The sequence below is a fragment of the Herbaspirillum sp. CF444 genome (genome assembly GCF_000282135.1).
Taxonomy (GTDB): domain Bacteria; phylum Pseudomonadota; class Gammaproteobacteria; order Burkholderiales; family Burkholderiaceae_D; genus Herbaspirillum.
Genome location: NZ_AKJW01000023.1, coordinates 21,303 through 46,877 on the forward strand (window position 1 = coordinate 21,303; position 25,575 = coordinate 46,877).

Consider the following 25,575-nt stretch of genomic DNA (forward strand, 5'->3'; position numbering starts at 1 on the left):
TTCCGAGGATTCTTGTCGATCCGTCTGGATGGGTCTATAGGTCTGATCCAGACGCTATGTAATTGCAAGGCGAGTGTAGGCAGCCTGTGATTTTGTTGTAAAGTGTATTTTTACGATTGATTAATCGGTTTTATGAATGAATTGCCATGCAAGCCAATATCTCGACCAAGTTGTTGCAAGGATTTCTGGCGCTCAATGATTGCCGCCATTTCGGCCATGCGGCCGAGCGCTGTCACGTGTCGCAGTCGGCCTTCAGCGTGATGATTCAGAAGCTGGAAGCGAGCGCCGGCGCCAGGCTGTTCGAACGCGATACCCGCAACGTGACGTTGACGCCGGAAGGGGAGCTGTTCGTGGAAGTGGCGCGGCAGTTGATGAGCGATATCGAGGCCGCGTTTTCCAACATGAGCGATTACGTTGCGCGTCGCAAGGGCAAGGTGTCCATCGCGGCTTTGCCGTCGCTGGCGGCGGGCTGGCTGCCGCCGGTGATTGCCGCTTACCGAACGCAGCATCCGGGCGTGACGGTGGAGCTGTTCGATGCGTTGTCGGACCATTGCCTGAATTATCTGCGCCAGGGCAAGGCCGACATCGCATTGACTGCGCCCGGGCCGAACCTGATGGAATTCGATACGCAGCCGCTCTGCGAGGATCCGTTTTACCTCGTCTGTCGGCGCGATCACAAGCTGGCGAAAAAACGCGTCATCCAGGTTCCGCAACTGGCCGGTTGCGAACTGATCCACCTGGCGCGTTCGACCAGCGTGCGCCAGCATCTCGATGCGCTGCTGCAACCGGTCGGCGTGGTCAATACGGGATTGGAAGTGGAGCATCTGGCGACCGTTGCCGGTCTGATTGAAAGCGGGCTGGGCGTGAGCCTTGTGCCGGAGCTGACGCTGTTCCAGTTCCGTCATCCCAACCTGGTGGCGATTCCGTTGAATGCGCCGGACCTGGTGCGGCCGCTGCTGATCGTCAAGGCGAAGGAGCGCAGCTTGTCGATTGCCGCACAGGGGCTGCTGGAGCTGATACAAGAAAAAAGCCGGTCAGAGTTTGCACCCTGACCGGCTCGACGTTCTCTCTCACTTGTACATGCTTGCTTTGTCCAGGCGAGGGAGCCGTCTGGCTTCCCCCTCGTGATGCTTTTAGTCTTCGGCGTAGATGTCGTTGTCCTTGGTTTCCTTGACGAAGAGCAAACCAATGACGAAGGTGATCATTGCAATGATGATCGGGTACCACAGGCCGTAGTAGATATCGCCCTTGAACGCCACCAGCGCGAACGAGGTGGTCGGCAGCAGGCCGCCGAACCAGCCGTTGCCGATGTGGTAAGGCATGGACATCGAGGTGTAGCGGATGCGGGTCGGGAACATTTCCACCAGCGCGGCAGCAATCGGACCGTAGACCATGGTCACGTAGATCACCAGGATGAACAGCAGCAGCAAGACCATCGGCTTGTTCATCTGTTCAGGATCGGCCTTGGTGGGATAGCCGGCCAGTTTGATGTCGTCAGCCAGTTCCTTGGAGAAGGCCTTGTCTTTTGCTGCAGCATCTTCTTTTGACAGGCCGGCGGCGTCATACGAGGTGATGATCTTGTCGCCGATCTTGACGGTGGCGACGGAGCCAGGCGCGCCGGCCACGTTTTCATAGTTGACCGAAGCGGCGGACAGCTTGGCCTTGGCGATATCGCAAGACGAAGTGAACTTCTTGGTGCCGGTCGGGTTGAACTGGAATTGGCAAGTTGCCGGATCGGCAGTGACGATCACCGGCGCTTTTTGCAATGCGGCTTCCAGCGCAGGATTGGCGTAGTGGGTCAGGCCCTGGAAGATCGGGAAGTAAGTCACCGCGGCAATCAGGCAACCGCCCAGGATGATGGGCTTGCGGCCGATCTTGTCGGACAGCGAACCGAACACGATGAAGAACGGTGTCGCCAGCAGCAGCGCCAGCGCGATCAGGATGTTGGCCAAGGCACCGTCGACCTTCAGCGATTGCGTCAGGAAGAACAGCGCATAGAACTGACCGGTGTACCAGACCACCGCTTGACCTGCCGTCAGGCCGACCAGGGCAAGGATGACCAGCTTCAGGTTTTTCCATTGGCCGAACGCTTCGGTCAGCGGCGCCTTGGAGAGCTTGCCGTCGGATTTCATCTTCAGGAAGGCGGGCGATTCATTCATCGACAGGCGGATCCAGACGGAAACGCCCAGCAGGATGATCGACACCAGGAAAGGAATGCGCCATCCCCAATCGGCGAATGCAGCTTCGCCGACGGCGGTACGCACGCCCAGGATCACCAGTAGCGACAGGAACAGGCCCAGCGTCGCGGTTGTTTGAATCCATGCGGTGAACGCGCCGCGTTTGTGATCCGGCGCATGTTCGGCGACGTAGGTCGCTGCACCGCCGTACTCGCCGCCTAATGCCAGGCCTTGCAGAATGCGCAGGGAGATCAGGATGATCGGAGCGGCAATGCCGATGGAGTTGTAATTCGGCAGAATGCCGACGATGAAGGTCGATGCACCCATGATCAGGATGGTCATCAGGAAGGTGTATTTGCGACCGATCATGTCGCCCAGGCGGCCGAACACCAGCGCGCCGAAAGGACGCACGATGAAGCCGGCGGCGAATGCCAGCAAGGCGAAAATGAAGGCGGTGTTGGGATCCGTGCCGGCAAAAAATTGCTTGGCGATGATCGCTGCCAGCGAGCCGTACAGATAGAAGTCGTACCATTCAAACACAGTGCCCAGCGAAGAGGCAAAAATAACTTTGCGCTCTTCGGGCGTAATGGTGTGCGCAGTGGAAGCTGTCGCCATGCTTGTCTCCTAGATTATTGATGTAGTGGATGTACAAACGGGCGACCCGGGCGACTCAAACTGCGCAGGCGCCATTTGTGCACGCATGGAGTGTGCGACGTGAACCTTACGCAATACTTGCTTGAAACTTACACAAGCTTACAGGCGCAATACAGGCATCGGAGCGCAGCAGGAGCGGATTGGCAGGTGTATCGACAGACGCAGTGCAGCAAAAATCAGGCTGCCTGTTCTTGCAGGAAGCCGGATACTTTGGCGGCGGGCAGGCGATTGATCGCGGCCAGCAAACCGGGATCGATGCGAGGACATTTATAGTGACCGCGCAAACGGTCGCTCAGGTGCAGCAGCAATTCGGCAGATACTTCGGCATCGGCTTCGGCCCGGTGGGCGTGGCCGCTGAAGCGAATGCCCAGATCGGCGGCCAGGCTCGACAGGCGGTAGCTGGACAGTCCCGGCAACAAGCGGCGCGACAGCAGCAGCGAACAGACCAGTTCGGAATAGCTTGCCTGCAACTCCAGACGTTCGGCTTCCGCGGCCAGGAACTTGGCGTCGAAACTGGCGTTGTGCGCTGCAAGTGCATCGCTGCCGATGAAGCGCAGCAGCTCTGGCAGGACGCGTTCCACCGACGGCGCCGAATCGACCATGTCTTGCGTGATGCCGGTCAGCGTGGTGATTTCGTAAGGGACTTCAGCGCCGCAATTGATCAGCGTGACGAAACGCTCGACGATACGGCCGTCGACGATGCGCAGTGCGGCGACTTCGGTAATGCGGGCGCCTTGCGCGGGGCTCAGGCCGGTGGTTTCGAAGTCGAGCATGACGACAGGTTGATTGATCACGGTGACGCTAATCCAAAAAAATGATGACGTAAGGGCGTCATTTTAATACGCGCCGGCTTCTTCGCCGAAAACGAGGCGACGGCATGGCCTGCTTCCGTTGCCTCCTTCGCTTATCATTACGGCTTTGCCATTCATTCACCAATTTGCAGTCAGGAGAACTACCGTGCTCAAACATATCGTCATGTGGAAGCTGAAAGACCAGGCCGAAGGCGCCGACAAGGCGACCAACGCGCGCAAGATGAAGGCCTTGCTCGACGGCTGCGCCGGCCTGGTGCCCGGCATCCTCAAATTTGAAGCCGCGCTGGCGCAGCCTGGCTTGGAAGGCACTTACGACGTGGTGCTGTATTCGGAATTCGCATCCCGGGAGGCGCTGGATGCCTACCAGGATCACCCGGAGCATATCGCCATCAAACCTTTCATCGGTGCGATCCGCGAAGCACGTCAGTGCATGGACTACGAGGTCTGAGTTCGCGCCGACATGACTTATTCACTCTCTGAAGTCTTCACCAACGGCAATCCCTACCTCGAGAGCCTGGGCGTCGAAGTAGTTGAATACGGCGACGGCAAGGCCGTCATGGCGCTCAAGCTGTTGCCGGAATTCATGAACAGCTGGCACGTTGCGCAAGGCGGCATTTCCATGACGCTGATGGATGTGGCGATGGGATTGGCCGCGCGTACCGCCATCCCGGACGCCAAGTCGTCCGCGACGGTCGACATGAGCACCAGCTTTTTGCAGCCGGCAGGAAAGGCCGGCGAGACCATCGTGGCGCGCGGCAAGGTCTATCACCGCTCCACCACCATGTGCTTTTGCGAAGCCGAACTGTGGAACGGCGACAAGCTGGTCGCCAAGTCCATGGCCACATTCAAGGCGATCAAGCGCGTCGACATCGCGAAGAAACTCGCGCACGAAACAAGTGAAACGCCGGCTGCCCAGGCCGCATCGCAACAGGACCTCACATGAAACACAACATCAAGATCGCTGCGTGGAACGATCTGCGCGAAGACGCCGCATTGATCCGCAATGAAGTTTTTGTCGCCGAGCAGAACGTGCCGGCGGAACTGGAAATGGACGAGATGGACGCCCTCTGCGTGCATGCCGTCGCTTACGACGAAGGCGGTACGCCGGTCGCCACCGGTCGTTTGCTGCCCGACGGCCATATCGGTCGCATGGCGGTGCGCAAGACGGGGCGCGGCCAGGGCATCGGCGGCGCCGTGCTGCAGGCGCTGATGGCCGCGGCGCGTCAACGCGGAGATCATGAGGTGGCGCTGAATGCACAAACTCATGCAGCGTCTTTCTACGGCAGCCATGGTTTTACGCAAGAGGGCGAAGAGTTCATGGAGGCGGGCATTCCGCATATCCACATGCGGGCGGCGTTGGACTGATTTTTTTTGCTCTGCAACATTTTCAGACAGTTGCTCATGGCAGCGATCACTGTCGCTGTCTGGAAATTTTTTCGTTGCCTGCTGGCTATGTTTCGTCGTTTTGTTGTGGTTTCCCACAATATCTAGGGGTATGCTGCTAATGCATACTTGCGCCCGCAGTGACAGTTGCGGCTTTACGCTTGGCAATGTCGACTGCACGACAAGTTTCCTAAGATCCTAGAATAACGGAGAACCGCATGGGCAAGACGCCACTTTATAAATCCCTCTACTTTCAGGTGTTGGTGGCAATTGTCATCGGCGTCCTGCTGGGACATTTCTATCCGTCATCCGGCGAGGCGATGAAGCCGCTCGGCGACGGCTTCATCAAACTGATCAAAATGATCATCGCTCCGGTGATCTTCTGTACTGTCGTGCTGGGTATCGCCGGCATGGAAGACATGAAGAAGGTCGGCAAGACCGGCGGCCTGGCGCTGTTGTACTTTGAAGTTGTCAGCACGCTGGCGCTGATCGTCGGCCTGGTGCTGGTCAACGTGCTGCAGCCCGGCGCCGGCATGAACATCGATCCGAACACCATCGATACCAAGAGCATCACGGCTTACACCGGTCCCGGCAAGATGACCAGCACGATCGATTTCGTGATGAACATCATCCCGGTGAGCATGGTGGATGCGTTTGCCAAGGGCGATGTGCTGCAGGTGCTGTTGATCTCGGTGCTGTTCGGTTTTGCGCTGCATCGCTTCGGCGGTCGCGGCACGATGATTTTTGATTTCATCGAAAAGATCTCCCACGTCCTGTTCGCCGTTGTCGGCACCATCATGAAGGCTGCTCCTGTCGGCGCGTTCGGCGCGATGGCCTTCACCATCGGCAAATACGGCGTCGGTTCGCTGCTGTCGCTGGGCAAGCTGATGGGCACGTTCTACCTGACCTGCCTGATCTTCATTTTTGTCGTGTTGGGCATCATCACCCGTCTGCATGGCTTCAGCGTGTGGAAGTTCGTCAAGTACATCAAGGAAGAGCTGCTGATCGTGCTGGGCACCTCGTCGTCGGAATCGGTGCTGCCGCGCATGCTGGCCAAGATGGAAAACCTGGGCGCGAAGAAAACCGTCGTCGGCCTGGTGATTCCTACCGGTTATTCGTTCAACCTGGACGGCACCGCGATCTACCTGACCATGGCGGCCGTGTTCATCGCACAAGCGACCAATACGCCGATGAGCCTGACGCAGGAACTGACCTTGCTGGCAGTCTTGCTGCTGACGTCGAAGGGCGCAGCAGGCATCACCGGCAGCGGCTTCATCGTGCTGGCGGCAACCTTGTCGGCGGTGGGCCACGTGCCTGTGGCCGGCTTGGCGCTGATCCTCGGTATCGACCGCTTCATGTCCGAAGCACGCGCCCTGACCAACACCATCGGCAACGGCGTGGCAACCATCATCGTGGCGAAGTGGAGCAATGAACTGGACGAGAAGCGTCTGCATGCTCAACTGAACAACGAGACATCGGAAGAAGCGAATTCTCCGGAAGTCGTGCTGGATCGTACGGAAGCCAAGATGCATCAGTGATGATCGATAGCGGCGCCATCCGGCTTGCCGGATGGCGTAAAAAAACGGCGGCGGGACTTGATTGTCCTGCCGCCGTTTTTCGTTTTTATTTGCCGAAGCAAGTGTGAAACGGGCGCACAAAAGAAAAGACCCATAACGAAGGGGGAGCGTTACGGGTCTTGGTCTCCTCGCAGCCTCTTAAGGACTGGATTTATTTGGAGGTATTGTGTTCCCATTGCGCAGAATAGTCATTCTGCGGTGCAGCATGGCTTGCGGGGGAATTTCGGAGAAAGAAAATCGGCGGGGCTGGCTGAAAAAGGCAAAAAAAAGCCCGCAACCTTGCGGTGCGGGCTTAAATCCAATTCTTTAAGGAGGAAATTGGAGGAGACAGGTGTAACTTTAATGCTCCGCACAAATTCCGACTACTTTATTTCCCAAATATCAGTTATCCGTTTTACTTATATCTTGTCGTGTGGGTCATGTAGCGGCAATCAGCTCGGGCTTTCGGCATCCGGTTTGATCTTGAGCTTGCATGGAGAAGTCTTTTTTTGCGGCTCCGTGGCCGGTGCCGCCTGGCATGAACTGATCGGGTCGACCACGTGTTCGCTCAAGACCGGCTCGCCGATGATGGGCACCCGCACCACCGTCGAGGACCGCGTGCCGTAATCGGGCGAGCAGATGAAGATCGACGACAGGATGCGTTCCCATTCCAGGCTTACGCCGGTGCTCGGCAGGCGGCAATCGTTGGCGCGCGTGCTGTCGCTGAGCAGTTCGAAGAAGGTTTCTTCCGGGGCCCCCTGGCAAAGCAGGCTGGCGAATTGCGCCTTGGCGCGCGTCACCTTGGGCCAGGGCGTGTCGAGCAGGGCATTGGACAAGCCATACACGCCATAGCCGAGCGGTTTGCCGTTGCGCGGATCGTCGTCGCCCTTGTTGGAATACCACAGCAAAGTTTCTCGATCGCCGACGATGAGGTTGAAGCCGTTATATTCCGCCGCGCCCGGGCGGATATGTTCGACGTATTGTTCCGGCGTGAATGTGCCGGACAGATAGTCGGAAACCAGTTTGCCGCGCGTTGGCGCATCGGGACGTTTTTCCGAGGGCGCACGCACATTGGTCAGCGCGGCAAAACGGCCGTCGCGGGTGACGCCGAGCCAGGTGCCGCCGGCTTGCAGGTCGCGGCCGGCATAGACGTCCGGGCGATCTTCCCACCAGCCCGCGGCACTGGCGGGTCGTTGGTAAAACTCGTCGCGGTTGGCGGCGGCGATCAGCGGCATGCCGGGAATGACTTTCCACGCAAAAATGATCAGACACATGGTGAAAAGTCCAGGAAGTGTTCGGTGTGACGCGGGCCGTCGATCAGCTTGTCCAGCTGATTGGCGGCGATACTTTGTTTCAGCACCGACTCAAAGCCATCGGGCACATCCAGATAAACCTCCATCCAGGTGTGCTTGCCATCCTGGTCTTGCGGGCGGCGCTTCAGTTCGGTGGCGATCTTGTATTGCTGCGACAACTGTGCCTGCATGGCGCCGGCCTGCTTTTGCAACTGGTCGCTATCGCTCAGAAGCACGCGGTAATAGATGTAGAGATCCATCGACAATCCCGATCGCTTATTGCGGTTCCGCCAATTCGTAGGGCAGGGGCTGCAAGTGCAGCACGGGGCCATCGGCGGCGCCGAGATGGATGGTGCCGTTGTCGCTCGCCGCCAGTTTGATTTCCACCAGGCAGGCGGATTTGCCCGCGCCTGCCGGTTCTGCATTCACGACCATGCCGCATGGCTGGCCCGGATCTTCGCTGGAAAATACTTCTGCGCCGGCACGCGCATCGGCCGTATCAACCAGCGCCAGCACGCTGCGGCGCTTCAGTTTGCCCAGGTACTGGCTGCGCGCGACGATTTCCTGGCCGGGGTAGCAGCCTTTTTTGAAGTTGACGCCGCCGATCAGCTCGAAATTGATCATTTGCGGCACGAATTGCTCTTGCGTCGCTTGGGTAATGACCGGTACGCCGGCATAAATGTCGGTCAGGCGCCAGGCATGGGTGCCGACTGCGCTCAGTGCTTGCGTCAGCACGGGCCAGGCGGCAATCGCTTGCTCAACCGAGGTGATCCATTGATATCGCGGCGCCTGACGGCTGTCCGCGACACGCACCAGCGTGCCGTTTTCGTTGTCGATCTTGGCATAGGCTTGTGCCGGCAATTGCGGAAACCATTGCTGCAGGGCTGCTGCGGCGGCATTGCCGGCCAGGCCGAGCGCGACGTATTGTTCGCTGACATCGGCCAGCTTGGCCTTGGAGCGCATCACGAACATCTGCAAGCGCTTCTGGATCGCCGGCTGGATGGCGCGCGGCAGCTGCAATACGATTTGACCGGCATCCTTCCACATCAGGAAGGTCGCCAGCAGACGACCTTTCGGCGTGCAATAGCCGGCCAGGCGGGCGGTGGCGAGGTCGAGTTTTTCGACGTCGTTGGTAATCTGGTTGTGCAGGAAGCTGGCGGCGTCGTCGCCGCTCAGGGAAATCAGGCCGAGATCGGTCAGCGGGGCAACAAAGTTGTCAGGCAACTCCGCCGTTGCCGCCTGGCCGAAATACCGTACCTCGGCGCCGTTTGCGGCCTCGATGTGGGCGCCTTGCTGCGTGAGAAATGCTTGCCAGGGCGCGGATGCTTGAGTCGATTCGGTCATAAATTAGGTTACTGGGCTATACAGCGATTATCATTGATGCCTCGATTATAGTGGCGCTGCAAAAACGCGTCGGATTGCGCCGGATTTTGCCTCAACAATGAAAAAAATAGTTAACACTCTCCTGTTGCTCTGTGTCGCCCTTGCATGCGGGGCCGCCTACTGGCTGAGCCAGCCGATCATCGAAGAGGGGCAGAAGCCGGTCGAATTCACCATCACGCCCGGTGCCGGTATCAACGGCGCCGCCCGGCAGATCGCGGATGCCGGCGCTCCCGTCAACCCTATCCTGTTCGCCTTGCTGGCGCGCGGCAGCGGCAAGGGCAACCGCATCAAGGCCGGCAGCTATGAGTTGAAGCCGGGCGCCACGCCGCTGCGCTTGCTGGAACAACTGGTGCGCGGCGAATTCGCACAGGAGTCGCTGACGATCATCGAAGGCTGGAGTTTCAAGCAGATGCGCCAGGCCATCGCCGAACACAAGGGACTCAAGCACGATACGGCTGCGCTTTCCAACAGCGAGCTGCTGGCCAGGCTGACCACCGAATTTGCCGCGCCGGAGGGCTTGTTCTTCCCGGACACGTATCTGTTCGCCAAAGGCGCCAGCGACATGCAGATCTATCGCCAGGCATTTGCGCTGATGAACAAGCGCCTGGCCGAAGCCTGGAGCAAACGCGATCTGTCGCTGCCGTATAAAACACCGTACGACGCCCTGATCATGGCATCCATTGTCGAAAAGGAAACCGGGCAGAAGTCCGAGCGCGGCATGGTCGCCGGCGTATTCGTCAATCGCCTGAAAACCGGCATGCTGCTGCAAACCGATCCTACCGTCATCTACGGCATGGGCGATCGCTATCAGGGCGTGATCCGCAAAAGCGACCTGTTGACCGACACGCCGTACAATACCTACACCCGCAAGGGCATGCCGCCGACGCCGATCGCCTTGCCGGGAGCGGCATCGCTGGCCGCCGCGATGAATCCGGACAAGACCGACGCGCTGTACTTTGTTGCGCGCGGCGACGGCACCAGTCATTTTTCCAGCAACCTGAGTGAGCATAATCAGGCGGTCAACAAGTACCAGCGTTAATCCGCTTCGCTTTGATTTCGCTTTGATATCTCTCTGAACCAATTTCTATTTGACGAAAACTGAGCACATGGCATCGGGCAAATTCATCACCTTTGAAGGCATCGACGGCGCCGGCAAGTCGACCCACATCGCTTTCGTCGCCGACCTGCTGCGCGCGCGCGGATTGACGGTCGTCGCCACGCGCGAACCGGGCGGCACCGAACTGGGCGAGAGCCTGCGCGCTATGGTGCTGCATCAAAAGATGCATCTGGAAACTGAAGCCTTGCTGATGTTTGCCGGACGCCGCGAACATCTGGCGCAAGTCATCGAACCGGCGCTGGCGCGCGGCGATTGGGTCATCTCCGACCGTTTTACCGATGCGACGTTCGCCTATCAGGGCGGCGGCCGCCATCTGTCGCTGGACAAGCTCGACGCCCTGGAGCAATGGGTGCATCCGCATCTGCAGCCGGATCTGACGCTGTTGTTCGACGTGCCGCTGGAAGTGGCGCGTGCGCGCCTGGATGCCGAGCGCACGCTGGATAAGTTCGAGCAGGAAAAAGCCGACTTCTTCGCCGCCACGCGCGCCGAGTACCTGCGCCGGGCAAAGCAGTTTCCGCAGCGTTTCCGGGTGATCGACTCGACCCGTCCCATCGCCGACATTCAGCAGGAAATCGCGCAATTGCTGGCGGATGTCTGAGATGCCGATATTTTTCCGATCAACGCTTTATCCATGATTGATCACGCATGAGCAATACCGTTTTTCCCTGGCTGGAAGACAGTTGGCTGCAACTCCAGCAGTTGCGGGCCCGTTTGCCGCACGCCATTTTGTTCTATGGTCCGGAAGGCATAGGCAAGACCGACTTCGTCGAGTCGTTTGCGCAATCTTTGTTGTGCGAGAACATCCAGGCCGACGGCCATGCCTGCGGTGCCTGTGCTTCCTGCGGTTGGTTCTCGCAATACAACCATCCCGATTACCGCCGCGTGCGTCCCGAAGTTCTCGACGGCGACGATGCCGCCGATGACGGCGAAGGCGAAGAGAAAAAGACGGCGAAGGCCGGCAAGACGCCTTCAAAGGAAATCAAGATCGACCAGATCCGCGCCTTGTCCGACTTCATGAACGTGTCGACGCACCGTTCGGGCATGCGCGTGGTGGTGCTGTATCCGGCCGAAGCGCTCAATACCGCCGCCGCCAATTCCTTGCTGAAAACGCTGGAAGAGCCGCCGCCGAGCACCATGTTCCTGCTGGTGTCGAATCGTCTCGACCGCCTGTTGCCGACCATCCTGTCGCGTTGCCGTAAATTCGCATTGGCGTTGCCGTCGCATGACGAAGGTCTGGCATGGCTTAAGCAGCAGAACGTCAAAGACGCCGATGTCTGGCTGTCGGAGCAGGGCGGCGCGCCGCTGGCGGCGTTCAACGCATCGCAAGGCGATAGCCGCGAGACCATGGACGAATTCCTGCGCTCGCTGAGTCACCCCGGCATCGACGTGGCGCTGAAGACCGCCGAGCGGCTGCAGAAAATTCCGGTGGCCGATCTGGTGGGCTGGCAACAGCGCTGGCTCTACGATCTGTTCTCGCTGAAATCCGGTGGCTCGATTCGCTACTATCCGCGCTACGGCAAGGAGCTTGGCGTGCTCAGCGGTCGCGTCGACACAGCGACGATCGCTTCTGCGCTGAAGGCCGCCAACGATCGCCGCGCGATTGCCGACCATCCCTTGTCGGCACGGCTGTTCATTGAAGAAATGCTGATCGAGTATTCGACCTTGTTTGCCTGAGGCGGCAATCCAGGGCGCGTACCGACAGCTTGATAAGCTGATTCATTCACTACGTTTTCAATATGCGCTTTACCTACACCCATCGCCTGGCGCGCCAGGAAGACCTGAATGCCATCGTCGCCATCTATAACAGTACCGTCGCCTCGCGCGAAGTGACCGCCGATACCGAACCGGTTTCCGTGGAATCGCGCCAGGCCTGGTTCGATGAACATACGCCCGACAAGCGTCCGCTGTGGGTTGCCGAGCGCGACGGCGAAATCATCGGCTGGCTGTCGTATTCCAATTTCTATGGCCGTCCGGCATATTCCGGCACGGCCGAGCTGTCGGTCTACATTCACGAAAAGGCGCGCGGCCAGGGGCTGGGGCGTTACTTTCTCGAACAGGCGATTGCCTTTGCGCCGTCGATCAAGGTGCATACGCTGCTGGGATTCGTGTTCGGTCACAATCAGCCCAGCCTGAAGCTGTTTGAAGCGTTTTCGTTCGAACGCTGGGCCGACATGCCGCGCGTGGCGACGCTGGATGGGATCGAGCGGGATCTGGTAATCCTGGGCAAGCGCGTCGCGTGATGCGGCACAGCGCTGCCGATGCTCAGGCAGCGTTTCGACGGTCCAGAAAAAAAGAGAAGCCGAGGCTTCCCTTTTCGTTGATGGCACCGGCAATCAGAAATCGATCGACGCCGAGGTGATGAAGGTGCGTGGCGCGCCTTGCACCAGATAACCCAGGGCCGAGGATCCGCCTGCCGATTCCCAGTAGCTGCGGTTGGCCAGGTTCTGGATGCCGCCGCGCAGTGTCACGGCCTTGCCGCCGATGTCGGTCATGTAGCGCGCGCCCACATCCATGCGGGTCCATGAAGGAATCCTCTGGGTGTTGGCCGAATCGACATATTGCCTGGACGTATAGATCACGCGGCCGCTGACCGCCAGACCTTGTACGCCGGGGATATCCCAGTCTGCGCCGACGTTGGCCATGGTCTTTGCCGTACCGATGGCATCCTTGCCGTCATAGGTGCCGTCCTGGGTGCGTTTTTGCTTGGCGTCCAGCAAGGTCAGGCCGGCCAGCAAATGCAAGCCGCGCAGCGGATCGCCGAAGACGCCGATTTCCACGCCCTGGTTTTCCTGCTTGCCGCTGGTGGTGTAGGTTGGGGTGGCGGCAGGGCCGACCGTGATGACGTTCGGCTTCTCGATGCTGAACAGGGCCACCGTCAGGCCGATCTTGCCCGCGTCATATTTGACGCCTACTTCTTTTTGCTTCGACTTGTACGGCGCCAGCATGGCGCCGAAGTTGGTGGCGGTGGTATCCGTTACCTTGGTGCCCGGTTGCAGGCCTTCAATGTAGTTGCCGTACAGCGATACTTCCTTGGTCAATTTGTAGACGATGCCGGCGACCGGGGTGACCGTACCGTTGTTGTAGTAACTGTTTTGCAGATGCGTGTTGTAGTCGTAGCCGATCGTCTTGAGGCGCTGATAACGTCCGCCCAGGGTCAGTTGCAGGCGCTCATCCAGAACCGACAGCGTATCGGCCAATGCGATGCTCGACAGTTGCGTCTTGGTCGTGGTCTGCGGGCTGGCAAGGCTGCCGCCGAAGAAGCTCAGGGCCGGTTGCGCCGAGGCGCTTGGCGAATACAGGTTGCCGGTGGTTGCCGTGCCCAGCGCCATCGCATAGGCATTGCGCGAATCCTGCCAGTAGCTGGAGGCGGATGCGCTGACCGCGTGTTTCACGCCGCCGGTGGCGAACTTGCCGCGGATGCCGACTTCGCCGGTCCAGACATAGTCTTCGCGCGAGTTGTCGAAGCGGTTGGAGGTGAAGTTGCCGGTGGTGCTGTTCACATTCGGCGTGGCCAGGCTGTTGTTCTCCGTGCCCTGGCGCATGCCCAGCGCGAACCACGACGTGACATCCGGCGCCAGGTCCCATTCGCCGCGCACGGTGCCGAACAGATCGCGTTCGTTGGAGTAGAACCACTTCTGGCCATAGTTGGAGGAAGCGCTCGGCGCCGAGGGCACATAGCCGGCCGGGGCGGTAGCGATGCGTACGCTGGGGCGGGTCGAGGTCAGATTGTATTCCTGCAGGCCGAGGTCGGCCGACAGGCGGAAGCCGTTGCCGCGATAATCGACGCCGATGGTCGCCATGTTCAGTTCGCGGTTTTCATTGTCGATGGCAGTGCCGCCGGCGCGGCGTACGACATTGAGGCGTACGCCCAGGCGGTCGTCCGGGCCGAAACGGCGGCCGATGTCGGCGGCGACATAGGTCTGGCCGCCCGATTCGATGCCTGCGGTGAATTGCGTGGTCGGCTCGGACGACGCGCGCTTGGGCAGCAGGTTGATCGTGCCGCCGATGGCGTTGCCGCCAGGCGTGGCGCCGTTAAGGAAGGCGCTGGCGCCGCGGAACACTTCCACGCGCTCCAGCATTTCCGCCGCCACGTATTGGCGCGGCAGCAGACCGTACAAGCCGTTATAGGCCAGATCGTCCGAGTTGGTGATGAAACCCCGGATCATGTACGACTCCTGATAATTGCCGTAGCCGCGCGTGACGCGGATGGTCGGGTCGTTCAGCAGGACGTCGCCGACGCCCTTGGCTTGCTGGTCTTTGATCAGTTGTTCGGTATAGGCGATGCTGTTGAAAGGTGTTTCCAGGAAATCCTTGTTGCCCAGGAGTCCCACCCGGCCACCACGCGCCACCTGACCACCTGTGTAGGCGGGCGGCAAACCTTCCGCGGACGCATCGGCCGACGCGTTGACGGTCACTGACGGTAGCGCCTGGTCGGTTTTCGCTGCCGTTTGCGTGGTATCGGCTGAAGTCGCTTGCGCGCGCGTCTGGCTGGAGTAGGTCATCGGAACGATGAATGCGACAGCCAATGCTGCGGCGATAGGGGTAAGGCGGTATTGCATGAGGTCCTTTGATATGGAAAATAGTCGAAATCCTGGCGCTCGGACATTGCCAAAACTCGATACGTCAGGATGGCGCCGATCGTCATGGCGAGTATGCTGGATCGATCAAATTATAATTAAGAATCGTTATCATTTGTATTCAATATTTGATTGAGGAAGCGTATTTTTGCCTGAATGTTGCTCATTTACTTTAAAAGTTTCTTTTATGAAAACAAATGCCGCCCATTCTTGAATTCCTGCATCCGCGTCGCAGTGCCCGGGTTGTTCTCCCTGACTGCATCGCGATCGCGGCGACATATAATTCCCTCATGCCGATACTTTCCCTTTCCCGCCCGCTACCGCAGCATCAGCTCCTGCTGCGCCTGTTCTGGATGCGTTGCATTGCGACGCTGGCGCAGGCTTTGCTGGTCGCCGGCGCCTATCTGGGAATGGGGCTGCATTTGCCGCTGGCGCCCTTGTGCGCGGTGCTGGCGTTGATGCTGGCGTTCAACGGCCTGACGTGGTGGCGCATGCGGCGCGCGTATCCGGTGCGCGAGCCGGAGTTGTTCCTGCAACTGTTCATCGACGTCAGCGGCTTGTCGGCCTTGCTGTATTTCACCGGCGGCGCGACCAATCCTTTCGTTTCCTTTTATCTGCCCGCGCTGGCGGTTGCCGCCGCGATCCTGGCCCCGCGTTACGCCTTTGTGCTGGCGCTGTACTCCTTCGCCTGCTATTCCGGATTGACTTATCTGTACCAGCCGCTGCATATCCACGACCATGATCAGGCGATGGCCTATCATCTGGCCGGCATGTGGGTGAACTTCCTGATGTCGGCGGCGTTGATCACCTGGTTCGTGACGCGCATGTCGGCAACGGTGCGCGCCCGCGATGCGCAACTTGCCCAGGCGCGCGAGCAGCAGTTGCAGGATGAACGGATCGTTGCATTGGGAACGCAGGCCGCCAGCGCCGCGCATGAGATGAGTACGCCGCTGGCGACGGTGGCGGTGATCGCCGGCGAGCTGCGCATCGAGGCAGGACGCAATGGCGCCCTCACGATGTACCGCGACGATCTGGCTGTGGTGGAGGAGCAGATCGCCGCATGCAAGACCGCGCTCGATCGCATGGGCATGGATGTGCGGGTCTGGCATGCGGACGTTTCGGCGCCGGCACGCCTGAACGACTGGCTACGGCATTTCGTCGACACCTGGCGCTTGCGTCACCCGGCAGTCTCGATACGCCTGGCGCTGCCGGCGGAGACGGGACCGGCAAAGAACCAGCAATTGATCGGACAGATCTTGCTGACCCTGCTGGACAACGCCGCGCAGGCCGTCAATGAAAGCGGCAAGATCGAGATGACGCTGAGCGTGCAGCGCAATGAGGCCGTGATTCGCGTCGTCGACGACGGACCGGGCATCGCTCCCGATCTGCTCAAGCGCCTCGGCTATGAACCGGTGCGCAGCAGCAACGGCGGCAAGGGTATCGGCCTGATGCTGGCCTTTGCCACGGCGCGGCAAGTCGGGGCGAAGCTGGCATTGACTTCCGACGGCATGCGCGGCGTCAGTGCGAACCTGACGATTCTTTTATAAACCGGCCTACAGCAGAACAAAGACAATGAGCGCAGCTTTCCTGATCCTGGACGACAACGACGTATTTGCCGCGACCTTGGCGCGTTCGCTGTCGCGCAGAGGTTTCTCGGCAACGGTCGCGCATAGCGGCGAAGAGGCGATGAAAGCCGCTGCCGATACCGATTTTGCTTACGCCACGATCGATCTGCAGTTGCAGCAGGATTCCGGCCTGCAGTGGATTGCGCCTTTGCGGCAGAAATTGCCGCATGCGCGCCTGCTGGTGCTGACCGGCTATGCAAGCATCGCAACCACGGTGCAGGCGATCAAGGCCGGCGCCGACAATTATCTGGCTAAACCTGCCAATCTCGACTCCATCCTCTCGGCGCTGGAACACAGCGCCAACGACGCCGGCGCAGACTTTACCGATGCTGCAGCGCCCTTGTCGGTGGAGCGGCTCGAGTGGGAACACATCCAGCGCGTGCTGGCCGAGCATGAAGGCAACATCTCGTCGACGGCGCGCGCGCTCAACATGCATCGCCGCACCCTGCAGCGCAAGCTGGCCAAGCGTCCGGTCGCAAAGTAGGCGATCCGGCCATGGGGGGCATACCGGTCACACCGGTCGCGTCGGCATGACGATGGCGTAAAATAGCGCCCATCATGTATATCGATTCCCACTGCCATATCAATTTCCCCGAACTCGTAGCGCGTCTGCCCGACATCCTCGGCAAGATGGTCGAGAACCGCGTCAGCCATGCGCTGTGCGTGTCGGTCAACCTGCCCGAGTTTCCCCAGGTGCTGGCGCTGGCGGAACAGCATCCGCATATCTACGCTTCGGTCGGGGTGCATCCCGATTATGAAGACACGCCGGAGCCGACCGTCGAGCAACTGGTGGAACTGGCCGACCATCCGCGCATCGTCGCCATCGGCGAAACCGGCCTCGACTACTATCGCCTGGAAGGCGACCTCGAATGGCAGCGCGAGCGTTTCCGCACGCATATCCGCGCCTCGCGCATCACGGGCAAGCCGTTGATCATCCACACCCGTTCGGCCTCGGAAGACACCATCCGCATCTTGCGCGAAGAGGGGGCCAGTCCGGCAGCCGGCGGTGTTGCCGGCGTCATGCATTGCTTCACGGAGTCGCAGGAAGTTGCCGACGCCGCCATCGAGCTGGGGTTTTACATTTCATTTTCCGGCATCGTCACCTTCAAGAGCGCCAAGGCCTTGCAGGAAGTGGCGCGCACGATTCCGCTGGAACGCATGCTGATCGAAACCGATTCGCCTTACCTGGCGCCGGTGCCGTACCGTGGCAAGACCAATGAGCCGGGCCTGGTGCGCCATGTCGCAGAATTCATCGCCGACTTGCGTGGTATCCCGGTGGAAGACGTGGCGCGCCACACCACCGAAAATTTTTTCACCTTGTTCAAGATGGCCAAATGAGAGTTGTCGCATGCTGAAGCAGATCGTTGCCCGTTCCTTTTACCTTGCTTCGCTGGCGCTGGCCGCGTTGATGCCGCTGTCCGCGCAGGCCGGCTCCTATGAGGATTACATCACCGCCGTCAAAATGGACGCGCCGCGCGAATTGCAGGCGCTGATCAAGCGCGGCCTCGGCCCCAACGTGATTGAGCCGCAGCGCGGTTATTCGGCGCTGACCTTGTCCATTCGCGAAGATTCGATGAAAGCTTTCGACGTGCTGTTCAACACGCCAGGCATCGATCTTGAAGTCAAAGCCAAAAATGGCGATACCGCGCTGATGATCGCTGCGTTTTACGGCAATCAGCGCGTGGTGAAACTGTTGCTGGACAAGGAAGTCGAGGTTAACCGACCCGGTTGGGCCGCCTTGCACTACGCCGCCATCAACGGCAATCCCAACATCATCAAGCAACTGCTGGATGCGTCCGCCTACATCGATGCCGAGTCGCCCGACGACAAGATGACGCCGATCATGCTGGCGGCAATGCGCGGCCGGACTGCCGCCGTCAGGCTGCTCAAGGAAGAGGGCGCCGACGTCACGCTGAAAAACGCCGACGGCATGACGGCCCTGGATCTGGCGCGCCGTTTCGACCAGAAGGAGGTCGTCGAAGAATTGACCGGTCAGCACACGCCGTGGTCGCTACAGAAGCCGGGGCAGTAAGGCGCATCAATAAGGATCGCTCAGCAATAAAAAAATCCCGGCCACGTCTGACGTGAGCCGGGATTTTTTATAGCGAGGGTGATATCAGCGACGCGGAATCAGAATTTGCGGGCCGACATCCTTGATGTCCTTGGTGCCGGTCAGCGCCATGCTCACGTCCAGTTCCTTTTGCAGGATTTGCAGCATTTTTGTCACGCCTTCGCCGCCCATGGCGCCCAGGCTGTACAGGAAGGCGCGGCCGATCATGGTGCCCTTGGCGCCCAGTGCAGTGGCCTTCAGGATGTCCTGTCCGCTGCGGATGCCGCCGTCGAACCAGACTTCAATCTGGTCGCCGACCGCTTCGGCAATCGCAGGCAGCGCTTCGATCGAGGATATCGCACCGTCCAGCTGACGGCCGCCGTGGTTGCTTACGACCAGCGCATCGGCGCCGGTTTGCGCAGCGATCCTGGCGTCTTCCACGTCGAGGATGCCTTTGAGGATCAGCTTGCCGCCCCATTGTTCCTTGATCCAGGCAACATCGTCCCAGTTCAGGGTCGGGTCGAACTGGCTGGCGGTCCATTGGCTCAATGTCTGGATACCGCTGCCGCCGCCGGTGATGTGGCCGGCCAGGTTGCCGAAGGTCTTGCGGCCGGTCAGCGCGCGCAGCGCCCAGCCCGGCTTGCTCGCCAGATCCATCAAGGTGTCCAGCGTCAGTTTCGGTGGCACCGACATGCCGTTTTTCAGATCCTTGTGGCGCTGGCCGAGGATCTGCAAGTCCAGCGTCAGCACCAGCGCCGAGCATTTCGCGGCCTTGGCGCGCTCGATCATCGACTTCACGAAACCGCGGTCGCGCATCACATAGAGCTGGAACCAGAACGGCTTGGTAGTGACGCTGGCAACGTCTTCGATCGAGCAGATGCTCATGGTCGACAGCGTGAAAGGGATGCCGAATTTTTCCGCTGCGATCGCGCCCAGCATTTCGCCGTTGGCCCATTGCATGCCGGTCAGGCCGGTCGGCGCAATCGCTACCGGCATGGTGACGTCGTGACCGATCATGGTGGTGCGGGTGGAGCGCTTGTCAACGTTGATGGCGACGCGCTGGCGCAGCTTCAGCGCGGCGAGGTCGTCGGTGTTGGCGCGATAGGTGCTCTCGGTATAGGAGCCGCTGTCGGCATAGTCGTAAAACGCCTTGGGTACCCGTTTTTTTGCCAGAACGCGCAAATCTTCGACACAGGTGATGACGGGCATGTTTATATTCTCCGAAAAATGGAATCCGTAAAGTCAAAATATTGATACGTGTTTGCTGAATTTTGACCGTATCGTAGAACAAACAGGCTGGCCTTGGGGTGAATCCCTTTGGCGGCAAAGATGAAAAGTTTCGCTGAATTAAGTTGCGGCGGTGGCGTGGTTGCTTATAAAAACAGTTCAGCGGCCTTGATGCCGCTTTGCGCAGCGGCTTCCAGCGTGGCGGGGTAGTCGCCGGCAACATAGTCGCCGGCCAGCGCCAGCCCGGGCGGCATGGCGCTATTGTCCGGGCGCAACAGGCCCGGCATGCAGGAAAAGGTGGCGCGCTTTTCGGAGATGACCTTGCTCCACAGCGGTGTTGTCAACAGCGGATTTCGTAACTGCTGTGCCAGTTGAATGGTAATACCTTCGGTCAGGGCCGCATGCCCCTGTGCGATGGCGTCGCCGGCGGCGCTGACCACGACGGCCAGCAGGCCGGCATCGGCGGAGGAGCTGTCGACGCTGAGCTGGCCGCGATCGAAGACGAATTGTCCCCACGCCGCTTGCTGCGGATTGTCCGGCAAGGCGTAGAACGGCTGATCGAGACGCACCTGCGCCGGGTATTGCAGATAGCAGGTGGTGATCGGTTCGTAGTCCAGGGCGCGCAGCGAGGCGGTGTCGCCGATTCCTTCCAGTAGATCGGCCGCGGCTTCCGGCCCGGTGGCAATAATGACGCCGTCGAACGACGCAGGCTGGTCGTTTTGTTTGAAGCGGATTTGCCAGCGTCCTTGCAACGACGTGATCGAATCAACGGTATGTCCGCAATGGACGTCGCCGCCATGTCGCCCGATGAACCTTGCCGCTTGTTGAGGAAACAGCGACGTCAGGTCAGTGCGCGGGATCAGCATGTCGGACGCCGCACGACGTGCACCCAGGCTGTCGCGCAGCACGTTCAGGAAGACCTGCGCGGAAGCACGCTGCGGCGGCGTGTTCAGTGCGGCGATGCAGAGCGGCGCCCACATCAGGCGGGTCAGGCGTTCGGTCTGTTCGTAGCGCTCCAGCAATTCGGCGACGCTGCAATCTTCATGCAACTGCCAGCCCATCCAGCGCGCGGTGGTGGAAAAGCGCGCCAGCGCCATCTTGTCGTCGCGCGTCAGCCCTTTGGCCTTGATCAGCGCAAGCAGTACGTGCAAGGGGGCGGGCAGGTGCGGCGCGACGAAATCCATGCCGTCGGTGTGGGCCGGATAGCGCATTTGCAAAGGCAGGCGCAGCAAGGTTTTGCCGGCATCGATGCCGACGGTTTTCATCAGTTGCAACGTGGCGCGGTAGGCGCCGAGGAGAATGTGCTGGCCGTTGTCCAGTGTGCGGCCGTCGATCTCTACGCGACGGGCGCGGCCGCCGAGGATGCGGCTGGCTTCGAACAGGCTGACGCGCCGTCCTGCCTGCGCCAGGCTGACGGCGGCGGTGCAGCCGGCCCAGCCGCCGCCGATGACGGCGATGTGATCACTGCTTTTTTTCTCAGGGGATGTTCCCATTCTTGATCCGGTCCGGTAATTCCTGTTGCGGCACTTCTTCCCAGGCCGTGACCCGGCCGGTGGAAGAGACGTACAGCCGCAAATAGGTGTCGAGCGCCAATTGCTTGGCTGCCGTGAACGTCAGCGTCTTTTGCGCGCCGCTTTCTCCCACGGCCGGCAACTGGTATTCGTAGTGCTGTCCGGCATACGCGTCCGGCAATATCTTTTTGCCGGGATTGAGCACGTATACATAGAACTCGTCTTTGCCCAGGCGCTTGAGCAATTCCTTGAATCCCGGACTCATCAGCACGCAAGCGGCGAAAGCAACGCCCGCGAGCAAAGGTAGTACATAAATGCGTTTCATCTTCTGTCCGCCAATTTCGGAAAGTAAATTGACGTTTCGACAGAGCTAAAGTTCAGTCGTTCGGCGGGAAATACAGAGCGCGATTTTCAGCCGCGGATATATGTCTTCCACGCCAGCCAGAGCTTGCGTATCGGCGTGAGCGAAATGCGCTGATTCAGGACGTGGAAGCCGTCGCGCTCGATTTCACTGAGCAGCGTGCGGTAGATCGCTGCCATCATCAGGCCGGGACGCTGGGCGCGGCGGTCCTGTTTCGGCAACAGTGCGAAGGCTTCGTCGTACACGCGCTGGGCACGCTCCACCTGAAAACGCATGAGTTTCTCGAAGTTTTCGCTGTGCCTGCCATTGAGAATGTCGGCGGCAGTCACGTTGAATTGCTGTAATTCATTGACCGGCAGGTAGATGCGACCCTTGCGACCGTCTTCGCCGACGTCGCGGATGATGTTGGTCAGTTGAAAGGCCAGGCCGAGTTTTTCCGCAAACAGCAGCGTATCGCCTTGCGTGACGCCGAAAATGCTGGCCGACAAAATGCCCACCACGCTGGCGACGTGCCAGCAATAGCGTTGCAGGCCGGGGAAGTCGAGATAGCGGGTCTGATCCAGATCCATTTCCATGCCGTCGATGATGGACTGCAGGTGTTCACCCTTGAGGCCGTAGGTCGCCACGTGCGGCTGCAGCGCCAGGGTGACCGGATGGCTGGGATTCCCGTTGAGCATTGCAGCAATTTCCTTGCGCCACCACATCAGCTTGGTGCGCGCCACGCCGGCGTCTTCGATTTCGTCGACGGTATCGTCCACTTCGCGGCAGAAGGCGTACAGTGCGGTAATGGCGCGCCGGCGCTCAGGCGGCAGGAACAAAAAACTGTAGTAAAAGCTGGAACCGCTTTGGGCAGCTTTTTGCTGGCAATATTCGTCAGGAGACATGAAGTGGGATGGCGATGAAAGCGGGCGCAATGCGCGAAGCCGCTATGCTAGCCGACTGAGGGGCGAAGGGCAATCTGCTTTGCGCGCCGGGTGCGTTTTAAACGCCGAAAACAGCAGGGAAAGACCCCGATATATCTGGTTGCAGCAGTCGACTTTGTACATTAAGCTGAGGGCAAGCAGGCATGGCTGGCGGCAATGGCTTTCATCGCCGCGACGGTCATCCGGATGCTGTTGATAAAAACACAAAACAGAGGCGACGTCGCAACGACAAAGAACAGCGGAAAGACAAGAGGCCGGACCGGCGCAAGCTTCTCCACAAGAAGCCACCATCGGATGCGGCAGGGGTGAGCAGCTCATATTACAAGGCGAGGAGACTAATTCTTCATGAACAGATTGGAAGCTTTCAGAAGCATTGCAACGCAGGCCGGTCGCGGCGAACTGGTATTTCCCACCAACGTCAACGCCTCGATCAAACTGCAGCAAGCGCTTAACGATCCGAATTGCCATCTCGAAGCGGCTGCCAAGCTGGTGATGGCAGAGCCGCTGCTGTCGGCGCGTACCGTGGCGATCGCCAATTCGGCCGCCTACAATCGCTCCGGCGGTGAAATCAACAACGTCCGCACGGCGGTCATGCGTCTCGGCTTCAAAACCCTCAATGCCATTACGACGGCGGTCATCGTGCGCCAGTTGGGACGCAACATCTCCGACCCGGAAATGCGCATCAAGGCGGCGCAACTGTGGGAACACACGGCCAACGTCGCCGCGCTGTCGCAGGTGATCGCATTGAAGCTGACGCGCCTGGATCCGGAAACCGCCATGTTCGCCGGCATCGTCCACGAAGTCGGCGGGTTTTACCTGCTGTCGCGCACCGATGAGTTCCCGGGACTGCTTGACGGCAATGCGGAGGACTGGGCGGAATACGGCGAGAAGATGATCGGCCGGGCCGTGCTGAAGAAGCTCGGCATTCCCGAGGCCGTCGTGGCGGCCGTGGAGTCCTTGTGGCATGGCATCCGCGTGTTGCCGCCGGAAACCCTGGGCGACGTGCTGTTGCTGGCCAAGGAGTTGTCGCCGGTGCCGTCGCCGTTCCGGAAGAGTTTGCTGGAAACGGGGCGTCCGGCCGATACCATCGTCGACGACTTCATCGGCGACGAATCGCTGCGCGATGTGCTGGAAGATTCGGCCGATGAGATTCGTTCGTTGACCCAGGCTCTGCTGATCTGACGCCATTCCGCGAGTTAGGAAATAAAAAAGCAGCCGCTGATCCCGGCTGCTTTTTTATTGCGGTCCGTTGCGGGAAGGTCGCGTCAGGCGCTGCGCATCAATCGCATCTTGAAGTTGCGGCCCTTGATGTTGCCTTCGCTCAGGCGCGCATAAGCCTTCTCGGCGATGCGGTAGTCCAGCGCCACGTAGGTTGAAAACTCGAATACGTTGATCTTGCCGACTTGTTCCTTGGTCAGGCCGACATCGCCGGTCAGCGCACCCAGCAAGTCGCCCGGGCGCAATTTGTCTTTCTTGCCGCCCTGGATGCACAAGGTGCGCATCGGCGCGCGCAGCACCTTGTCTTCATTGGTGTCCAGCGCATTGAGGTCGAACCATTGCACCGGCGTTTTTTGATATTCCTCGATCAGCTTGACCCAGCGTTTTTCGGTCGGGATGCACAGGTTCAGCGCCAGGCCCTTGTCTTGTCCACGCCCGGTGCGGCCGATACGGTGGATGTGGACTTCCGTGTCGCGGGTGACGTCGACGTTGATGACCGCGCTGAGGTTGGCGATGTCGAGGCCGCGCGCCGCGACGTCGGTGGCGACCAGCACTGAACAGCTTTGATTGGCGAACTGCACGAGGATCTCGTCGCGTTCGCGCTGTTCCAGGTCGCCGTACAAGGCCAGTGCGCTGAACCCCTGCGCGCGTAATTCTTCCGCCAGTTCGCGGCAGTGGATCTTGGTATTGCAGAACGCCAGCGTCGAGACCGGCTGATAGTGCTGGAGCAGGCGCGCGACGGCAAAATTGCGCTGCTCGGCCGAGACTTCGAAGAAACGCTGTTCGATTTTTTCACCGTCGTGCTGGGCTTCGACCTTGATCTCGACCGGTTCGTGCAGGAAGCGCGCGCTGGCCTTGCGGATGTCGTCAGGATAGGTCGCCGAAAACAGCAGGGTCTGGCGTCGCGCAGGGCAGGCGCTGACGATGCCTTCGATGTCTTCGTAAAAACCCATGTCGACCATGCGGTCGGCTTCGTCCAGCACCAGCGTCTGAACGGCTTTGAGGTTGATCGTGTCGCGGCCGATGTGGTCGCGGATGCGTCCGGGCGTGCCGACGACGATGTGGCAACCGTGTTCCAGCGACGCAATTTGCGGACGCATGGCGGTGCCGCCGCATAGCGTCAGGATCTTGATGTTGTCGGTGAACCGCGCGAGGCGGCGCAATTCATTCGACACCTGATCGGCCAGCTCGCGCGTCGGGCAGATGACCAGTCCCTGGATCGCAAAATACGAAGGATTGAGCCGATGCAACATGGCGATGCCGAATGCCGCGGTTTTGCCGCTGCCGGTCTTGGCTTGCGCAATCAGGTCCCGTCCTTCCAGCGCGACGGGCAGGCTTTCCGCCTGGATCGCCGTCATCTCGCGATAGCCGAGCACGTCCAGATTGGCGAGCATGGCCGGCATGAGCGCCAGGCTCGAAAAAGGAAAGGAGGGCGTGGTGTTCACCATGATTGGACCTGAGCGCTAACGGAAGTGTGGGAAGTCTAACAGAGCGGCATCAGGAGCAGCCTGCGGTCTTGTCTGAGGCCGCCGGCGATGATCCGCTATAACGAAGAAGGTAAAACAAAAGGGCCTGCACGCTGTGCAAGCCCTTATGGTATCTGGTTGCGGGGGCAGGATTTGAACCTACGACCTTCGGGTTATGAGCCCGACGAGCTGCCAGACTGCTCCACCCCGCGTCTGAGGGACCGAAGTCTACAGAGGAACAAT

Annotated in this window: 25 protein-coding genes and 1 tRNA gene; 14 read left to right on the forward strand and 12 right to left on the reverse strand. The window is 59.9% G+C overall.

What is annotated here, in order from left to right; all coding sequences use genetic code 11:
- Positions 1–146: 146 nt before the first annotated feature.
- Positions 147–1,052, forward strand: coding sequence for a LysR family transcriptional regulator (locus PMI16_RS06305; protein ID WP_007877581.1), 906 nt, complete (start codon positions 147–149; stop codon positions 1,050–1,052).
- A gap of 81 nt (positions 1,053–1,133) precedes the next feature.
- On the opposite strand, the gene PMI16_RS06310 is transcribed toward PMI16_RS06305, so the two are convergent.
- Positions 1,134–2,792, reverse strand: coding sequence for an MFS transporter (locus PMI16_RS06310; RefSeq protein WP_007877582.1), 1,659 nt, complete (start codon positions 2,790–2,792; stop codon positions 1,134–1,136).
- Positions 2,793–3,007: 215 nt separating this feature from the next.
- Positions 3,008–3,625 (reverse strand): 3'-5' exonuclease, encoded by a 618-nt coding sequence (locus PMI16_RS06315; RefSeq protein ID WP_007877583.1) that lies wholly within the window; start codon positions 3,623–3,625, stop codon positions 3,008–3,010.
- 163 nt (positions 3,626–3,788) lie between these two features.
- On the opposite strand from PMI16_RS06315, the gene PMI16_RS06320 reads away from it, so the two are divergent.
- From PMI16_RS06320 to PMI16_RS06335, 4 genes are all read left to right on the forward strand, one after another.
- Positions 3,789–4,091: a Dabb family protein gene (locus tag PMI16_RS06320; protein ID WP_007877586.1), complete on the forward strand. Its 303-nt coding sequence runs from the start codon at positions 3,789–3,791 to the stop codon at positions 4,089–4,091.
- Between the two features lie 12 nt (positions 4,092–4,103).
- A complete protein-coding gene (locus tag PMI16_RS06325) occupies positions 4,104–4,586 on the forward strand; it encodes a PaaI family thioesterase (RefSeq protein ID WP_007877587.1) in 483 nt (160 codons plus the stop codon).
- Positions 4,583–5,008, forward strand: coding sequence for a GNAT family N-acetyltransferase (locus PMI16_RS06330; RefSeq protein ID WP_007877590.1), 426 nt, complete (start codon positions 4,583–4,585; stop codon positions 5,006–5,008). The genes PMI16_RS06325 and PMI16_RS06330 overlap by 4 nt, the downstream gene beginning before the upstream one ends.
- A 236-nt stretch (positions 5,009–5,244) precedes the next feature.
- Positions 5,245–6,564, forward strand: a complete 1,320-nt coding sequence (locus tag PMI16_RS06335) for a dicarboxylate/amino acid:cation symporter (protein WP_007877592.1) — start codon at positions 5,245–5,247, stop codon at positions 6,562–6,564.
- A 470-nt stretch (positions 6,565–7,034) separates the two neighbouring features.
- Here PMI16_RS06335 and PMI16_RS06340 read toward each other — a convergent pair whose 3' ends face one another.
- The 3 genes from PMI16_RS06340 to ygfZ are packed head-to-tail and all read right to left on the reverse strand — an operon-like array spanning position 7,035 to position 9,218.
- A complete protein-coding gene (locus tag PMI16_RS06340) occupies positions 7,035–7,856 on the reverse strand; it encodes an NRDE family protein (RefSeq protein ID WP_007877593.1) in 822 nt (273 codons plus the stop codon).
- Complete coding sequence (locus PMI16_RS06345; protein WP_007877595.1) at positions 7,847–8,134, reverse strand: DUF4936 family protein; 288 nt, start codon at positions 8,132–8,134, stop codon at positions 7,847–7,849. The genes PMI16_RS06340 and PMI16_RS06345 overlap by 10 nt, the downstream gene beginning before the upstream one ends.
- A gap of 16 nt (positions 8,135–8,150) precedes the next feature.
- A complete protein-coding gene (ygfZ, locus tag PMI16_RS06350; protein ID WP_007877596.1) occupies positions 8,151–9,218 on the reverse strand; it encodes a CAF17-like 4Fe-4S cluster assembly/insertion protein YgfZ in 1,068 nt (355 codons plus the stop codon).
- Positions 9,219–9,315: 97 nt separating this feature from the next.
- Here ygfZ and mltG point away from each other — a divergent pair, with 97 nt between their 5' ends.
- From mltG to PMI16_RS06370, 4 genes are all read left to right on the forward strand, one after another.
- Complete coding sequence (gene mltG / locus PMI16_RS06355) at positions 9,316–10,296, forward strand: endolytic transglycosylase MltG (RefSeq protein ID WP_007877603.1); 981 nt, start codon at positions 9,316–9,318, stop codon at positions 10,294–10,296.
- 67 nt (positions 10,297–10,363) lie between these two features.
- Positions 10,364–10,972: a dTMP kinase gene (tmk, locus tag PMI16_RS06360; protein ID WP_007877605.1), complete on the forward strand. Its 609-nt coding sequence runs from the start codon at positions 10,364–10,366 to the stop codon at positions 10,970–10,972.
- A gap of 47 nt (positions 10,973–11,019) precedes the next feature.
- The gene (locus tag PMI16_RS06365; protein ID WP_007877607.1) at positions 11,020–12,048 is read left to right on the forward strand and encodes a DNA polymerase III subunit delta'; all 1,029 of its coding nucleotides are present in this window, start codon (positions 11,020–11,022) and stop codon (positions 12,046–12,048) included.
- A gap of 62 nt (positions 12,049–12,110) precedes the next feature.
- Positions 12,111–12,614, forward strand: coding sequence for a GNAT family N-acetyltransferase (locus tag PMI16_RS06370; RefSeq protein ID WP_007877609.1), 504 nt, complete (start codon positions 12,111–12,113; stop codon positions 12,612–12,614).
- 93 nt (positions 12,615–12,707) lie between these two features.
- Here PMI16_RS06370 and PMI16_RS06375 read toward each other — a convergent pair whose 3' ends face one another.
- The gene (locus PMI16_RS06375; RefSeq protein WP_007877611.1) at positions 12,708–14,933 is read right to left on the reverse strand and encodes a TonB-dependent receptor; all 2,226 of its coding nucleotides are present in this window, start codon (positions 14,931–14,933) and stop codon (positions 12,708–12,710) included.
- A 308-nt stretch (positions 14,934–15,241) separates the two neighbouring features.
- Between PMI16_RS06375 and PMI16_RS06380 the strand changes: the two genes are divergently transcribed.
- The 4 genes from PMI16_RS06380 to PMI16_RS06395 all read left to right on the forward strand — a co-directional run bounded on the left by PMI16_RS06380 (position 15,242) and on the right by PMI16_RS06395 (position 18,608).
- Positions 15,242–16,498, forward strand: a complete 1,257-nt coding sequence (locus PMI16_RS06380; RefSeq protein WP_034379416.1) for an ATP-binding protein — start codon at positions 15,242–15,244, stop codon at positions 16,496–16,498.
- A 25-nt stretch (positions 16,499–16,523) separates the two neighbouring features.
- Entirely contained in the window at positions 16,524–17,060 is a 537-nt protein-coding gene (locus PMI16_RS06385; RefSeq protein ID WP_007877614.1) for a response regulator transcription factor, read from the forward strand.
- Positions 17,061–17,134: 74 nt separating this feature from the next.
- Positions 17,135–17,914: a TatD family hydrolase gene (locus PMI16_RS06390; protein WP_007877616.1), complete on the forward strand. Its 780-nt coding sequence runs from the start codon at positions 17,135–17,137 to the stop codon at positions 17,912–17,914.
- 10 nt (positions 17,915–17,924) lie between these two features.
- Complete coding sequence (locus PMI16_RS06395; protein ID WP_007877618.1) at positions 17,925–18,608, forward strand: ankyrin repeat domain-containing protein; 684 nt, start codon at positions 17,925–17,927, stop codon at positions 18,606–18,608.
- A gap of 84 nt (positions 18,609–18,692) precedes the next feature.
- On the opposite strand, the gene PMI16_RS06400 is transcribed toward PMI16_RS06395, so the two are convergent.
- From PMI16_RS06400 to hpnD, 4 genes are all read right to left on the reverse strand, one after another.
- Complete coding sequence (locus tag PMI16_RS06400) at positions 18,693–19,835, reverse strand: alpha-hydroxy acid oxidase (protein WP_007877620.1); 1,143 nt, start codon at positions 19,833–19,835, stop codon at positions 18,693–18,695.
- Positions 19,836–19,999: 164 nt separating this feature from the next.
- Entirely contained in the window at positions 20,000–21,346 is a 1,347-nt protein-coding gene (gene hpnE / locus PMI16_RS06405; protein WP_007877622.1) for a hydroxysqualene dehydroxylase HpnE, read from the reverse strand.
- Complete coding sequence (locus tag PMI16_RS06410) at positions 21,330–21,689, reverse strand: YxeA family protein (RefSeq protein WP_007877624.1); 360 nt, start codon at positions 21,687–21,689, stop codon at positions 21,330–21,332. Before PMI16_RS06410 ends, hpnE begins: the two co-directional genes overlap by 17 nt.
- A gap of 86 nt (positions 21,690–21,775) precedes the next feature.
- Positions 21,776–22,609 carry a presqualene diphosphate synthase HpnD gene (hpnD, locus tag PMI16_RS06415; protein WP_007877626.1) on the reverse strand — a complete coding sequence of 278 codons (834 nt, stop codon included), beginning with the start codon at positions 22,607–22,609 and terminating at the stop codon, positions 21,776–21,778.
- Between the two features lie 384 nt (positions 22,610–22,993).
- Here hpnD and PMI16_RS06420 point away from each other — a divergent pair, with 384 nt between their 5' ends.
- Positions 22,994–23,830, forward strand: coding sequence for an HDOD domain-containing protein (locus tag PMI16_RS06420; protein WP_007877628.1), 837 nt, complete (start codon positions 22,994–22,996; stop codon positions 23,828–23,830).
- A gap of 83 nt (positions 23,831–23,913) precedes the next feature.
- On the opposite strand, the gene dbpA is transcribed toward PMI16_RS06420, so the two are convergent.
- Positions 23,914–25,314, reverse strand: coding sequence for an ATP-dependent RNA helicase DbpA (gene dbpA / locus PMI16_RS06425; protein ID WP_007877629.1), 1,401 nt, complete (start codon positions 25,312–25,314; stop codon positions 23,914–23,916).
- 153 nt (positions 25,315–25,467) lie between these two features.
- Positions 25,468–25,544: transfer RNA gene (locus tag PMI16_RS06430), tRNA-Met, on the reverse strand.
- Between the last annotated feature and the right edge of the window lie 31 nt (positions 25,545–25,575).